General features: G+C 61.4%; 12 protein-coding genes and 1 pseudogene. 9 read left to right on the plus strand and 4 right to left on the minus strand.

Translation table 11 applies throughout. The features are described from left to right. The first annotated feature begins 333 nt into the window (after positions 1–333). On the plus strand, positions 334–1092 hold the full coding sequence (locus KI241_RS05405) for a membrane protein (RefSeq protein WP_042729830.1): 759 nt from the start codon (positions 334–336) through the stop codon (positions 1090–1092). A gap of 121 nt (positions 1093–1213) precedes the next feature. Here KI241_RS05405 and KI241_RS05410 read toward each other — a convergent pair whose 3' ends face one another. Both KI241_RS05410 and KI241_RS05415 read right to left on the minus strand, forming a co-directional pair. After that, positions 1214–2533 (minus strand): MFS transporter, encoded by a 1320-nt coding sequence (locus tag KI241_RS05410; protein ID WP_042729831.1) that lies wholly within the window; start codon positions 2531–2533, stop codon positions 1214–1216. 287 nt (positions 2534–2820) lie between these two features. Then, positions 2821–3717, minus strand: a complete 897-nt coding sequence (locus KI241_RS05415; RefSeq protein WP_042729832.1) for a LysR substrate-binding domain-containing protein — start codon at positions 3715–3717, stop codon at positions 2821–2823. A 107-nt stretch (positions 3718–3824) separates the two neighbouring features. Between KI241_RS05415 and KI241_RS05420 the strand changes: the two genes are divergently transcribed. From KI241_RS05420 to rpoS, 8 genes and pseudogenes are all read left to right on the plus strand, one after another. Then, complete coding sequence (locus KI241_RS05420; protein WP_042729833.1) at positions 3825–4937, plus strand: S-(hydroxymethyl)glutathione dehydrogenase/class III alcohol dehydrogenase; 1113 nt, start codon at positions 3825–3827, stop codon at positions 4935–4937. A gap of 93 nt (positions 4938–5030) precedes the next feature. Next, positions 5031–5875 (plus strand): annotated as a pseudogene (gene fghA, locus KI241_RS05425) (S-formylglutathione hydrolase). 43 nt (positions 5876–5918) lie between these two features. Beyond that, a complete protein-coding gene (gene ispF / locus KI241_RS05430; RefSeq protein WP_042729835.1) occupies positions 5919–6392 on the plus strand; it encodes a 2-C-methyl-D-erythritol 2,4-cyclodiphosphate synthase in 474 nt (157 codons plus the stop codon). Continuing rightward, positions 6389–7447: a tRNA pseudouridine(13) synthase TruD gene (gene truD / locus KI241_RS05435; RefSeq protein ID WP_042729836.1), complete on the plus strand. Its 1059-nt coding sequence runs from the start codon at positions 6389–6391 to the stop codon at positions 7445–7447. The genes ispF and truD overlap by 4 nt, the downstream gene beginning before the upstream one ends. After that, positions 7435–8184 (plus strand): 5'/3'-nucleotidase SurE, encoded by a 750-nt coding sequence (surE, locus tag KI241_RS05440; protein ID WP_042729837.1) that lies wholly within the window; start codon positions 7435–7437, stop codon positions 8182–8184. The genes truD and surE overlap by 13 nt, the downstream gene beginning before the upstream one ends. A 38-nt stretch (positions 8185–8222) precedes the next feature. After that, positions 8223–8858, plus strand: a complete 636-nt coding sequence (locus KI241_RS05445) for a protein-L-isoaspartate(D-aspartate) O-methyltransferase (RefSeq protein ID WP_161796107.1) — start codon at positions 8223–8225, stop codon at positions 8856–8858. A gap of 211 nt (positions 8859–9069) precedes the next feature. After that, positions 9070–9915: a peptidoglycan DD-metalloendopeptidase family protein gene (locus tag KI241_RS05450; protein WP_042729838.1), complete on the plus strand. Its 846-nt coding sequence runs from the start codon at positions 9070–9072 to the stop codon at positions 9913–9915. Positions 9916–10021: 106 nt separating this feature from the next. Then, positions 10022–11029 (plus strand): RNA polymerase sigma factor RpoS, encoded by a 1008-nt coding sequence (rpoS, locus tag KI241_RS05455; RefSeq protein WP_003198289.1) that lies wholly within the window; start codon positions 10022–10024, stop codon positions 11027–11029. Positions 11030–11573: 544 nt separating this feature from the next. On the opposite strand, the gene fdxA is transcribed toward rpoS, so the two are convergent. Both fdxA and mutS read right to left on the minus strand, forming a co-directional pair. Continuing rightward, positions 11574–11897, minus strand: a complete 324-nt coding sequence (gene fdxA, locus KI241_RS05460) for a ferredoxin FdxA (protein ID WP_042729839.1) — start codon at positions 11895–11897, stop codon at positions 11574–11576. 143 nt (positions 11898–12040) lie between these two features. Further along, complete coding sequence (gene mutS, locus KI241_RS05465; RefSeq protein WP_185057634.1) at positions 12041–14608, minus strand: DNA mismatch repair protein MutS; 2568 nt, start codon at positions 14606–14608, stop codon at positions 12041–12043. Between the last annotated feature and the right edge of the window lie 133 nt (positions 14609–14741).

Genomic DNA, 14741 nt, shown 5'->3' on the forward strand with positions numbered 1-14741 from the left:
CCAGAGTCGTTGGCGATGTGTCTTGCATGGGTTAAATGCTACGCCAAATAAGTTGATTGAAAAGTTCAAAATAATGCTAAAAAAGATCGATTAAGTAGATGTTAAGAGCGGCGCATTTCAATCGCTCTCGTCGTCGGAGCGAACGTCGCGCAGGTCATCGATCAAGTGAGGTCAGGGTGAAGGGCGGGCATTAACGTGCGATTAATCGCTGATTTCCCCGTGAGTGACAGATTTTTCATACATTCCCAACCTGTTTTTCACCGCCACAACGCCAGTCTGCCGTACGGCCAGAGGTACAAGAGCCGGCCGCCACACACTGGAGCGTTCCCCGCGATGAATAAATTGCCCCAAATCACCCTGGCCTTCTGGGTCATGAAAATCTGCGCGACCACCCTGGGGGAAACCGCCGGGGACCTGCTGTCGATGACCCTTGACGTCGGTTACGCCATCAGCTCGCTGATCCTGATCAGCGTGTTCGTCCTGACACTGGTCACGCAGCTCATGGCCAAGACCTACAAGCCCTTGCTGTACTGGATTGTCATCTTGTCCACCAGCACCGCGGGCACCACCATGTCCGATTTCATGGACCGCACCCTCGAACTGGGCTACGCCACCGGGTCGCTGATCCTGATTGCGATTCTGCTGGCGATCTTCGCCGCCTGGCGCCTGAGCGGTGATTCGCTCAACGTCACCAAGGTGCAGACCTTCCGCGGCGAGATGTTCTATTGGATGGCGATTCTGTTTTCCAACACCTTGGGCACGGCGCTCGGCGATTACCTGGCGGACGATTCGGGCCTGGGCTTTGGCGGCGGTGCGTTGTTGATCGGCTCGGCCATCGCCGTGGTCGTACTGCTCAAGTACCTCACCCGGATTTCCACGGTGGTGTTGTTCTGGATCGCCTTCGTACTGACGCGCCCCCTGGGTGCGACGCTGGGCGACTTGATGACCAAGTCCCATGAAAAAGGTGGCCTGGATTTCGGCACCATCGGCTCGTCGGCGGTGCTGGCAGGCATCTTGGTGGTGATGATCGCCGGGGCGGCGTATGCGCAGAATCGCTATGGCAACCGGGAGCGTGCAGCGCAGGTGAGCTAAACCGAGTCGTTCCCTTCGCAAGCAAGCCCGCTCCCACAGGTTCGGCGTAAATCCTGTGGGAGCGGGCTTGCTCGCGAAAGGGCCCTTGCAATCACCAGAGCAGTGACTGCCAAAACACCTGTCAGTCAGTCACGATCCGCGAATGCTTGCGGGTGTCTTTCATGGTGATGTACACCAGCAGCGAGACTGCGATGCAGCCCGTCACGTACCAGTAGTAGCCGGTTTCCATGCCGATGCTCTTGAACCACAGTGCGATGTACTCGGCGGTGCCGCCGAAGATCGACACGGTCAGTGCGTAGGGCAGGCCGACACCCAGGGCGCGGATTTCGGTGGGGAACAGTTCGGCTTTCACCACGGCGTTGATGGAGGTGTAGCCGCTGACGATGATCAGCGCCGCCATGATCAGGAAGAACGCGCCCCACCAGGTCTGGATGGTGTGCAGGGTGGTGAGGATCGGCACGGTGCACAACGTGCCCAGGATACCGAAGGCGATCAGGATCGGCCGGCGTCCGACCTTGTCCGACAGGCCGCCGATCAGCGGTTGCAGGCACATGAACAGGAACAGGGTGGCGGCGGAAATGGTGGTGGAGTCGGAGATGCTCATGCCGACGGTGTTCACCAGGTATTTCTGCATGTAGGTGGTGTAGGTGTAGAACGCCAGCGTACCGCCCATGGTCAGGCCGACCACGGTCATCAGTTCCTTGGGGTGGCGCAGCAAGGTGCGCATGGCGCTTTCCTTGGACTTTTCCTTCTTGGTGAACGACTCGGTTTCTTCCATGCCGCGTCGCAGGTACAGCGCGACGATCGCACACAGGGCGCCGATGGCGAACGGAATGCGCCAGCCCCAAGCGTACAGCTGTTCGCTGGTGAGGAATTGTTGCAGCACGATCAGCACGCCCAGGGCGATGAGCTGGCCGGAGATCAGGGTCACGTACTGGAAGCTGGAGAAGAAGCCGCGACGTTCCTTGGTCGCCATCTCGCTCAGGTAGGTAGCCGAGGTGCCGTACTCGCCACCCACCGACAGGCCCTGGAGCAGACGGGCGAACACCAGGAGGATCGGGGCGCCGACGCCGATGGTTTCATAGCCGGGGCTCAGGGCGATGATCAGCGAGCCGAAGCACATCAGGTAGACCGAGGCCATCAGCGCCCGCTTGCGGCCGGCGCGGTCAGCGTAGAGGCCCATCAACCAGCCGCCGATCGGGCGCATCAGGAAGCCCACGGCGAAAATCGCAGCGGTGTTGAGCAACTGGGCGGTGGTGTCGCCCTTGGGGAAGAAGACTTTGGCGAAGTACAGCGAGAACGCGGCGTAGACGTACCAGTCATACCACTCGACCATGTTGCCGACCGAGCCGCTGAAAATCGATTTGATCCGGCTGGCGGTGGTCCTTTCACGGGCGGGCGCAGCAGCCGACCCAAGGGGCAGGGCGTTGGAGTTATCCATTGAAGGATCCTTCATTTAATTGTTGTTGTGGAGCGCGTGTGAACGCAGCCTGCCAGGGCTATAGCAGGAGCTGTGCCACGTAGCTCAGGGCCGTTCTAGAGGGGTTTGCTGCGCTGGATGAGCGGAAATCCGCTTATTTGCGGTGAGCGGTGAGCGAAAATTCGCTCATTGGGGCTGTTCGCGAGCAAGCTCGCTCACACAGGGGGAGTGGTGTGGCGCTGGTTTTTCGGTTGGCCCGGATCAATGAGGGGGCGGCTTGCTCGCGAAAGCGGCACCCCGATATCCAACTAACCCCGATACTCCGGCCGCTCGGCCAACCCTTCCTTAAGGAAATCCACCAGCTTGCGCACTTTCGGCGACAGGTGCCGCTGTTGCGGGTACAGCGCCCAGACGGCGGTGTTGGGCGGTTGATGGGCTTGCAGCAGCGAGATCAGCGCACCGCTGTGCAAGTGCTCCAGCACGTAATAGTCCGGCAACTGGCACAAGCCCATGCCTTGCAAGGCTGCGTCCAGTACCGCTTGCCCACTGTTGCAGCGCCAGTTGCCCTGCACCCGCTGGGAAAATTCCCGCCCGTTCTGTTCCAGTTGCCAGATGTCGGAACTGCCCACCAGGCAGTTGTGCCGGCTCAATTCCGACAGGCTATGGGGGCGGCCGTAGCGTTCCACGTAGGACGGCGACGCGCACAAGTACATCCGGCGCGGTGCGAGACGAGTGGCCACCAGGCGAGAGTCCTGCAGGCGACCCAGGCGAATCGCCAGGTCCAGGCCCTCGTGAACCAGGTCGAGGGGCCGGTTGCTCAACTCGATGTCCACCCGCAGTTGCGGGTAAAGGCTCATGAAACGGGTCACCAGCGGCACGATAAAGCGTTCGCCGTAGGCCACGGCGCAGGTCATGCGCAGCATGCCCTTGGGTTCGCTGGTGAGATCGCCCACCGCCCGAAGTGCTTCCTCACGCCCATCCTGAAGACGCTGGCAATGGTGCAGGAAGGTTTGTCCAGCCTCGGTGAGGGTGACCCGGCGGGTACTGCGATAGAGCAGTCGCGTCTGAAGACGCTCTTCAAGCCGTACGATTTGCCTGCTGATGTGGGAGGACGACACCCCCAGGCGTTCGGCCGCCGCCGTGAACTGGCTGCACTCGGCCACGGCGACGAACTCGTCGATCCCTTCCCAGCGGTTCTCGGACATGAAGGATTATCCCTGTACAGCAATAATGTTTTGCTTTTGGCTGGATTATTCATCGTCCGGTGGCGGATTACACTCCCCGTCTTGTTTTTATTTGCTGGAGAACCCGAATGATCAAGTCACGCGCTGCCGTTGCCTTCGAGGCCAAGAAACCCCTGGAAATCGTTGAAGTCGACGTTGCCATGCCCAAGGCGGGCGAAGTGCTGTTGCGCGTCGTGGCTTCCGGTGTCTGCCACACCGACGCCTACACCCTGTCGGGTGCCGACCCGGAAGGAATCTTCCCGGCGATCCTCGGCCACGAAGGCGGCGCCATCGTCGAAGCCGTTGGCGAGGGCGTGACCTCGGTGGCGGTGGGCGATCACGTGATCCCGCTGTACACGCCGGAATGCGGCCAGTGCAAATTCTGCAAGTCGGGCAAGACCAACCTCTGCCAGGCGATTCGCGCGACTCAGGGTAAAGGCCTGATGCCGGACGGCACTTCGCGTTTCTCCTACAAAGGCGAGACCATTTTCCACTACATGGGCACCTCGACGTTTTCCGAGTACACCGTGCTGCCGGAAATTTCCGTGGCCAAGATCGCCAAGGACGCCCCGCTGGAAAAAGTCTGCCTGCTGGGCTGCGGCGTGACCACCGGCATCGGCGCGGTGCTCAACACCGCCAAGGTCAAGCCGGGCGATACCGTGGCGATCTTCGGCCTGGGTGGCATCGGCCTGTCCGCGGTGATCGGTGCGGTGAAAGCCAAGGCGGCGCGGATCATCGCCATCGACATCAACCCGGCCAAGTTCGAGATCGCCAGGCAACTGGGCGCCACCGATTGCGTCAACCCGAAGGATTTCGACCGTCCGATCCAGGAAGTCATCGTCGACATGACCGACGGCGGCGTGGACTTTTCCTTCGAGTGCATCGGCAATGTCCAGTTGATGCGTGCCGCGCTGGAGTGCTGCCACAAGGGTTGGGGCGAGTCGGTGATCATCGGCGTGGCCGGGGCCGGGCAGGAAATCGCCACCCGTCCGTTCCAACTGGTGACGGGGCGCGTCTGGCGCGGTTCGGCCTTTGGCGGCGTGCGCGGTCGCAGCGAACTGCCAAGCTACGTGGAAATGGCCGAGAAGGGTGAAATCCCGCTGGATACCTTCATTACCCACACGATGGGCCTGGAAGATATCAACAAGGCGTTCGACCTGATGCATGAAGGCAAGAGCATCCGCACCGTCATTCATTTTTAAGAGCAGCGGCAAGCACCAAGCGGCAAGCTGCAAGTGAGGCGCGTGCGTTTTTCTTGCAACTTGAAGCTTGCTGCTTGTAGCTGAGGTGAAGCTATGAACCTCGAAAATCTCTCCTGCCAGAAAAGCTTTGGCGGCTGGCACAAGCGTTACCGGCACCGATCCGACGTGCTCGGCTGTGACATGGTGTTTGCCGTGTACCTGCCACCCCAGGCCGAGCAGGGTGCGAAGCTGCCGGTGCTGTACTGGCTGTCCGGGCTGACCTGCACCGACGAGAACTTCATGCAAAAGGCCGGCGCCCAGCGCATGGCCGCCGAACTGGGGCTGATCATCGTGGCCCCGGACACCAGTCCCCGTGGCTCTGACGTACCGGGTGATCCGGACGGTGCCTGGGATTTTGGCCTGGGGGCGGGGTTTTATCTGAATGCCACGCAGGATCCTTGGGCGCGGCACTATCGGATGCATGACTACGTGGTGCAGGAATTGCCGGCACTCATCGAGGCGCATTTCCCGGCGTCGGATCAACGCGGCATCAGCGGGCACTCCATGGGCGGTCATGGTGCGCTGGTCTGCGCGCTGCGCAACCCCGGGCGTTACCGTTCGGTGTCGGCCTTTTCCCCGATCAACAACCCGATGGATTGCCCCTGGGGTCAGAAGGCCTTCTCCCGTTACCTGGGGAAGACCGCTCGAAATGGCGTGAATGGGACGCCTGCGCGTTGATCGCCGAGGCGGATGAGAAGCTGCCACTGCTGGTGGATCAGGGCGATCGCGATGATTTCCTCGCCAACCAGCTCAAGCCCGAAGCCCTGCAACAGGCTGCCAAGGCCGCCGCTCACCCGCTGACGCTGCGGCTGCAACCGGGCTACGACCACAGCTACTTTTTCATCGCCAGTTTCATTGACGACCACTTGCAGCATCATGCGCGCGCTCTGAACGCCTAATGCAGGTAGAATCACGCCCTGACAGAAATCAGGGCGTTTTTTTATGCGTATTGGCCACGGCTACGATGTTCACCGTTTCGCTGAAGGCGACTTCATTACCCTGGGCGGCGTGCGTATTGCGCACGGCTTCGGGCTGCTCGCGCATTCCGACGGTGATGTCCTGCTGCACGCCCTGAGCGATGCATTGCTCGGTGCGGCAGCCCTGGGTGACATCGGCAGGCATTTCCCCGACACCGATCCCCAGTTCAAGGGCGCCGACAGCCGCGTGCTGCTGCGTCACGTGGTCGCGCTGATCCACGCCAAGGGCTGGAAAGTCGGCAATGTCGATAACACCATCGTCGCCCAGGCGCCGAAAATGGCGCCGCACATCGAGTCGATGCGCCAGTTGATTGCCGAGGACCTCCAAGTTGAGCTGGACCAAGTGAACGTGAAAGCCACCACCACCGAAAAACTCGGTTTCGTCGGGCGCGAAGAAGGCATTGCGGTCCATAGCGTCGCCTTGTTGCTGCGCTCATGACCGAATTGGAACTGTTGGGGCCACGGGCCTATGGCGAGTCGCTGGGCAGTGCGGTGCTCAAGGCCACGGCGGAGGATTTCCAGGTTGATGAGGTGCTCGACATTCCGTTGACCGGCGACGGCGAGCACCTGTGGATCTGGGTGGAAAAACGTGGCTTGAACACTGAAGAGGCCGCTCGGCGAATCGCCAAGGCTGCCGGCGTGCCGTTGCGCACCGTCAGCTACGCCGGGCTCAAGGACCGCCAGGCCCTGACCCGCCAGTGGTTCAGCGTGCAGTTGCCGGGCAAGGCCGATCCGGACCTGTCGGTGGCCGAGAACGACACGTTGAAAGTCCTCAAGACGGGACGCCACAAGCGCAAGCTGCAACGCGGCGCGCATTCGGCCAATGGCTTCACCTTGCGCCTGACCCAATTGCAGGGCGATCGGGCGGCCATCGATGCGCGCCTGCAACAGATTGCCCAGCAGGGTATCCCCAACTATTTTGGTGCCCAGCGGTTTGGCCATGACGGCGGCAATGTCGTCGATGCCCGAGCCTGGGCCGCGCGCAAGGCCTTGCCGGAGCAGCGCAATGTACGTTCGCGGCTGTTGTCCGCGGCGCGCAGTTACCTGTTCAACCAGGTGCTGGCGGCCCGGGTGGCCGACGGCACATGGCAGCACGCTCAGGTCGGCGATTTGCTGGCGTTCACCGACAGTCGCAGCTTTTTCCCGGCCGGAGAGGCCGAGTGCAGCGACCCGCGCCTGGCCATCCTCGACCTGCACCCCACCGGCCCGCAGTGGGGCGAAGGCCCTTCGCCGGCCGCGGGGGCGACCCACGCGCTGGAACAGGCCGTTGCCGAGCGCGAGGCGGATCTGCGCGATTGGTTGATAAACGCACGAATGAGTCACGAACGTCGCATCCTGCGACTGCCCATTGGCGGGCTGTCGTGGCATTATCCCTCGCCTGACATTCTGCAACTGGAATTCGTCCTGCCGGCCGGATGCTTCGCCACTGTCTTGGTGCGCGAACTCGTCGATCTGGTGCCGGTAGGGCAGACGGACAGCCCATGCGTATTCTGATTTCTAACGACGACGGGGTGACAGCACCCGGTCTTGCCGCGCTTTATGCTGCGCTGGCGGATTTTGCCGAGTGCGTGGTGATCGCCCCGGACCAGGACAAAAGCGGCGCCAGCAGCTCGCTGACGCTCGACCGTCCGTTGCACCCCTGCTACCTGGATAACGGTTTCATCAGCCTCAACGGCACGCCGACCGATTGCGTGCACCTGGGCCTCAACGGCTTGCTGGAACGCGAGCCGGACATGGTGGTGTCGGGCATCAACCTGGGCGCCAACCTGGGGGATGACGTGCTGTATTCCGGCACGGTCGCCGCCGCCCTGGAAGGTCGTTTCCTGGGCAACACGTCGTTTGCCTTTTCGTTCGTTTCACGGCAAGTCGACAACCTGCCGACCGCCGCCTATTTCGCCCGCAAGCTGGTCGAGGCCCATGGCGCGCTGGACCTGCCGCCGCGCACGGTGCTGAACGTGAACATTCCGAACCTGCCGCTCGACCACATCCGTGGCATCCAGCTCACACGCCTGGGCCATCGGGCCCGCGCCGCCAGCCCCATGCACGTGGTCGACCCGCGCGGCAAGGCCGGCTACTGGATCGCCGCCGCCGGTGACGCCGAGGATGGCGGGCCGGGCACTGACTTCCATGCAGTGATGCAAGGTTATGTCTCGATCACGCCGCTGCAGCTCGACCGGACCTTCAACGAGGCCTTTCGAAGCCTCGATGGCTGGCTGGAGGGGCTGCATTGATGCGTGAGCAAGACGATATGTTGCGTCGCGGCATCGGCATGACGTCCCAGCGCACCCGGGAGCGACTGATCCAGCGGCTGTACGAAGAAGGCTTGTCCAATGCCCAGGTGCTGGAGGTGATCCGGCGTACTCCACGGCATTTGTTCGTCGACGAGGCCCTGGCCCATCGCGCCTATGAAGACACGGCGTTGCCGATCGGCCATAACCAGACCATTTCCCAGCCTTATATGGTGGCCCGCATGAGCGAGTTGCTGCTGGAGGCCGGGCCGCTGGACAAGGTACTGGAGATCGGCACCGGTTCGGGTTACCAGACCGCGGTGTTGTCACAGTTGGTGGAGCGGGTGTTCTCCGTCGAGCGGATCAAGGTGCTGCAAGACCGTGCCAAGGAACGCCTGGTCGAGCTGAATCTGCGCAACGTGGTGTTTCGTTGGGGCGATGGCTGGGAAGGCTGGCCGGCCCTGGCGCCGTACAACGGCATCATCGTGACCGCCGTGGCCACTGACGTTCCCCAGGCTTTGCTGGACCAACTCGCCCCTGGCGGGCGGCTGGTGATTCCAGTGGGAGCGGGGGAGGTCCAGCAACTGATGCTGATCGTGCGCGAAGAACATGGCTTTTCACGCCACGTGCTGGGCGCGGTGCGATTCGTGCCGTTACTCAACGGGCCATTGGCCTGAGCATTTATAAACAGACGCTGAATTCCTCGGCTGCGGTTGTGTCTTACAGCGGCAGCGATGGATTGAACGGCTTTCAACGGCGTCGAGCAAACGTGTGCGGAGACGCATCGCGCTTCATTAATAGAAGCGTGGTCGCGGCCAGCTATATTTGTATGACGTTTGCCAGGTCGGGCAGGCGTCGATTTTTCAGCCACCACAAAGGGAGCGGCGGGTGAGTCTCACAGTCATTGCGCAGCGTATGGGTATCACGAGCTTTCAGCGCCTGGTGACTGGCCTTGTCTTGAGTGTTTTGCTGGTCGGTTGTTCCAGTACGCCGTCAGGCAACGTGCGAGTGGTCGATCGCAACAATGCAACGCCCCAGCGTCCTACCGTCACCACCGGTCAGTATGTAGTCCGTCGCGGCGATACGCTGTTTTCCATCGCTTTTCGCTATGGCTGGGACTACAAGGCTCTCGCGGCACGCAACAACATTCCTGCGCCTTATACGATTCACCCCGGTCAGACGATTCGCTTCGATGGACGCAGCGGTTCAACGCCAACCGCCGTCGTGACACAGTCGGGATCGACGCCGTCGTCCTCGAGCAAAACCACGGTGATTCGCCGTCCGGCGGGCAACGAAACGGCCACGGTACCGTCCGTCGCGAGCAAACCTGCACCCGCGCCAATGCCTCCCGCAGGCCCCGCCCCGACAGGCTGGGGGTGGCCTTCTAATGGCGTTCTTATTGGAAAATTCTCTTCAAACGGTAGTTTGAATAAAGGAATTGATATCGCCGGGGATTTGGGACAGCCTGTTTTAGCTGCGTCTGATGGCACGGTTGTGTACGCCGGGAGTGGTTTGAGGGGCTACGGCGAACTCGTCATCATCAAGCACAGCGATACCTACGTCAGTGCCTACGGTCACAACCGCAGGCTGTTGGTTCGGGAGGGGCAGCAGGTCAAGGTCGGGCAGACAATTGCCGAGATGGGATCGACGGGAACAGACCGGGTGAAACTGCATTTTGAGATTCGCCGACAAGGTAAGCCAGTCGATCCGCTGCAATTCCTGCCACGTCGTTGATGTGCTTGTCAGCCTGTTCCGTCACGTAGAGGGAACAGGCTCCAGCGTTGCCAAGGATAAAGGCGTCGCTTGAGCTTGAGGTCGAACTCACCAAAGGACTATAACAATGGCTCTCAGTAAAGAAGTGCCGGAGTTTGACATCGACGATGAGGTGCTCCTGATGGAGACCGGCATCGCTATGGATTCGATGTCGAATGATGAAGGGGCGACTCCACCTTCCGTTCGTGCCAAATCCAAACACTCCGCTTCGCTTAAACAACATAAGTACATTGATTACACCCGGGCGCTGGACGCCACTCAGCTGTACCTCAACGAAATCGGCTTCTCGCCACTGCTCTCCCCCGAGGAAGAAGTTCATTTTGCGCGTCTGTCGCAAAGTGGCGACCCGGCCGGTCGAAAACGCATGATTGAAAGCAACCTGCGCCTGGTGGTGAAGATCGCCCGACGCTATGTCAATCGTGGGCTTTCCCTGCTGGACCTGATCGAGGAGGGCAACCTGGGCCTGATTCGCGCTGTCGAGAAGTTCGACCCCGAGCGGGGCTTCCGGTTCTCGACCTACGCGACCTGGTGGATCCGCCAGACCATCGAACGGGCAATCATGAATCAGACCCGGACCATCCGGTTGCCGATTCATGTGGTCAAGGAGCTGAACGTCTACCTGCGGGCCGCCCGCGAGCTGACGCAAAAGCTCGACCATGAACCCTCACCCGAAGAAATCGCCAACCTGCTGGAAAAACCGGTGGGTGAGGTCAAGCGTATGCTGGGGCTCAACGAGCGGGTTTCCTCGGTGGACGTCTCGTTGGGGCCGGACTCGGATAAAACCCTGCTCGACACCCTCACCGATGATCGCCCCACCGACCCGTGCGAGCTGCTTCAGGACGACGACCTGTCGCAAAGCATCGACCAGTGGCTGTCCGAACTGACGGACAAGCAACGCGAAGTGGTGATTCGCCGCTTCGGCTTGCGTGGCCACGAAAGCAGCACCCTTGAAGATGTCGGCCTGGAGATTGGGTTGACCCGTGAACGGGTCAGGCAGATCCAGGTGGAGGGCCTCAAGCGCTTGCGGGAGATCCTGGAAAAGAACGGCCTGTCGAGCGAGTCGCTGTTCCAGTAGCACCTGCTCCACCCCGTGCATCGCAACGAATGAAAAAGGGCGCCAAACGGCGCCCTTTTTCAGTTTGTAGAGCCGAGATCTGTTCCCCTCTCAAGGCTGGCGAGTTATCCGTCGCGAGGGAGCTTGCCCCGTGCAGGTCCGTCCTTGCCCCATTTCCGGTTCAGTTTGTAAGCCTTTGCCTACTCTTGCGTAAGCGTTCGGTTCACCACCGTATCGACGCAAAACCATTTTTGTTGTTGGAATTTTTTATTCCATTGATTTAAATGGAATTTTTCATTTATGAACAGCCCGTGACAACCCTTTGGACCGGCATTGGGCGAATTGCACTTGTTCGGGAAAAAACTAATATCAGTCCTGTGTCGACGGACAGACACACCCGTCAAGGACGATGGGAATGGAAGGACATCGCAGGACGCGATTCATCAGGACGATGAAAAGGATTAAAGGGATTAGGGAAAAAATGTGGGCGGGTCAAACCGCCCCTTTTTTTTGCCTGGAGAAAAGCAAAAAGGCCCGCAAGGGCCTTTTCAATACAGCAGGGCGATCAGCGTTCGAGGTCGGCGATCTTGCCTGGCTTGCCATCCCACTCTTCAGCGTCTGGCAGTGCGTCTTTCTTCTCGGTGATGTTCGGCCAGATGTCCGCCAGCTCGGCGTTCAGCTCGATGAAGTTCTCCTGGCCAGCCGGCACTTCGTCTTCCGAGAAAATGGCGTTCGCCGGGCATTCCGGTTCACACAGGGCGCAGTCGATGCACTCGTCCGGGTGAATCACCAGGAAATTCGGGCCTTCGTAGAAGCAGTCCACCGGACAGACTTCTACGCAATCGGTGTATTTGCACTTGATGCAGTTGTCGGTGACGACGAAGGTCATTTCTAATTTTCTCCTCAGGCGCGGCGTGCTGCGCCCCTTCACGGTTAGGGGCGCCGGGTTCGGGAGCGATAGTCTGCGAACCAGGCTAATAGTTCGCAGCATCCCAAACCGCGCGAGATTCTAACAGCTTGAGCGCCCGTGCGTTAGATCCGTGTCTTCAATGTGTAGAGTAAATCCAGTGCCCGCCGTGGGGTCAGGTCGTCCAGGTCGAGTTTGGCCAGTTCGTCGAGGACCGGATGGGGCAGGCTGGCGAACAGGTCGCTTTGCTGTGGCGCGGCCGGTTTGCCCTTGGCAGGACGTGGCGCTTCGTGAGGCAGGCTGGTGGTTTCCAGGCGGCTCAGGTGCTCGCGGGCCCGGGTGATCACCTCGGTTGGCACTCCGGCCAGTTGCGCGACCGCCAGGCCATAGCTCTGGCTGGCCGGGCCGGGCAGCACGTGGTGCAGGAACACGATGCGCTCGTTGTGCTCGGTGGCGTTGAGGTGGACGTTGGCGACCAGCGGCTGGCTTTCTGGAAGCACGGTGAGTTCGAAGTAGTGGGTGGCGAACAGCGTGTAGGCTCGCAGGTGAGCCAGGCGCTCGGCTGCGGCCCAGGCCAGGGACAGGCCATCGAACGTACTGGTGCCGCGTCCGACTTCGTCCATCAGCACCAGGCTGCGCTCGGTGGCGTTGTGCAGGATGTTCGCGGTTTCGCTCATTTCCACCATGAAGGTCGAACGCCCGCCGGCCAGGTCGTCGCTGGAACCGATCCGGGTGAAGATCCGGTCCACCAGGGACAGCTCGCAGCTCGCCGCCGGGACGAAGCTGCCGATGTGAGCCAGCAATACGATCAACGCTGTTTGCCGCATGTAGGTGGACTTACCGCCCATGTTCGGCCCAGTGATCACCAGCATGCGGGTGTTGTCGTCCAGGCTCAGGTCGTTGGCCACGAACGGCGTCGTCAACACTTGCTCCACCACTGGGTGGCGACCCTGGCTGATACGCATGCACGGCTCGCTGACGAACCGTGGGCAGTTGAGGTCCAGGTTCAGCGCGCGCTCGGCCAGGTTGCTCAGCACGTCCAGTTCCGCCAGCGCGGCGGCGGTGTCCTGCAGCGGCGGCAGTTGGCTGATCAAGTCTTCGAGCAGCGCGTCGTAGAGCATCTTTTCCCGGGCCAGGGCACGGCTCTTGGCCGACAGCGCCTTGTCTTCGAACGCTTTGAGTTCCGGGGTGATGAAGCGCTCGGCGCCCTTGAGCGTCTGGCGGCGGATGTAGTCGGCTGGGGCCTGCTCGGCCTGCTTGCTCGGCAACTCGATGAAGTAACCGTGGATGCGGTTGTAGCCCACCTTCAGGTTGGCCAGACCGGTGCGGGCCTTTTCCCGGGCTTCGAGTTCGATCAGGAACTGACCCGCGTTCTCGCTCAATGACTGCAATTCGTCGAGTTCGGCGTCGTAGCCGGTTTTCAGCACGCCGCCGTCACGAATCACCGCCGGCGGGTTGTCGATAATGGCTTTTTCCAGCAGCGCGGCCAGTTCCGGGTGGGTGCTGGTGGTGCGCGCCAGTTGTTGCAGGTGCGGCGCGTCGAGGTCGGTCATCGCCTGCTGGAGTTCGGGGAGTGCGCCGAGGGCATCCCGCAGGCGGGCCAGGTCCCGTGGCCGGGCGTTGCGCAGGCCGATCCGCGCGAGGATCCGCTCGATGTCACCGATTTCCTTGAGCTGCGGTTGCAGTTGCTCGAAGCGATAACGGTCCAGCAGGCAGGTAATGGACGATTGGCGCGCCAACAGGACAGTCAGGTCGCGCAGCGGACGGTTCAGCCAGCGGGTCAGCAACCGGCTGCCCATGGCGGTCTGGCAACGGTCGACCACCGATTGCAGGGTGTTGTCACGGCCGCCGGCCAGGTTGGTGTCCAGTTCCAGGTTGCGGCGGCTGGCGCCATCCAGCACCACCGTGTCATCCAGGCGCTCGTGACGCAGGCTGCGCAAATGGGGCAGGGCGGTGCGCTGGGTTTCCTTGGCGTAGGCCAGCAGGCAGCCGGCGGCGCCGATGGCCAGGGTCAGGTTCTCGCACCCGAAGCCCTTGAGGTCCTGGGTGGAAAACTGCTGGCAGAGGCTTTTCAACGCCGAGTCGCGCTCGAAATCCCACGGCGCCCGACGCCGCACGCCACGGCGTTTTTCCGCCGGCAGGTCCTTGGGCCAGTCATCCGGGATCAGCAACTCCACCGGGTTGACGCGCTCCAGCTCGGCCAGCAGGTTCTCCCAGCCCTTGATCTCCAGCACCGAGAAATTGCCGCTGGTGATGTCCAGCACCGCCAGGCCGAACAGGCGCTCGTCTCCCAGCACCGCAGCGATCAGGTTGTCGCGACGCTCATCCAGCAACGCCTCGTCGCTGACCGTCCCGGGCGTGATGATGCGCACCACCTGGCGCTCCACCGGCCCTTTGCTGGTGGCCGGGTCGCCGACCTGCTCGCAAATCACCACCGACTCGCCAAGCTTGACCAGCTTCGCCAAGTAGCCTTCCGCCGCGTGGTAAGGAATCCCACACATCGGAATCGCCATGCCCGCCGATTGCCCACGCGCCGTCAGGGTGATGTCCAACAGCTTGGCGGCCTTCTTCGCATCCTCGTAAAAGATCTCGTAGAAGTCGCCCATGCGGTAGAACATCAGCTGATCGGGGTGCTGATTCTTCAGGCGCCAGTATTGCTGCATCATTGGCGTGTGGGAGGACAGGTCGTTCACGGCTGTATTCATCGGTGTCAGGCAAGCTCGTTGAAAGGTGTGGGGCAAAAGGAGGGGCATCGGCCCGGCTTTTCCGCGATGGGCGCAAGGTTAACATGGGCGGTCTGGTGGGACCCAGGGATGAGCGTCTTCC

It is taken from the genome of Pseudomonas sp. Cab53 (genome assembly GCF_018325965.1).
Classification (GTDB): Bacteria; Pseudomonadota; Gammaproteobacteria; order Pseudomonadales; family Pseudomonadaceae; genus Aquipseudomonas; species Aquipseudomonas chlororaphis_E.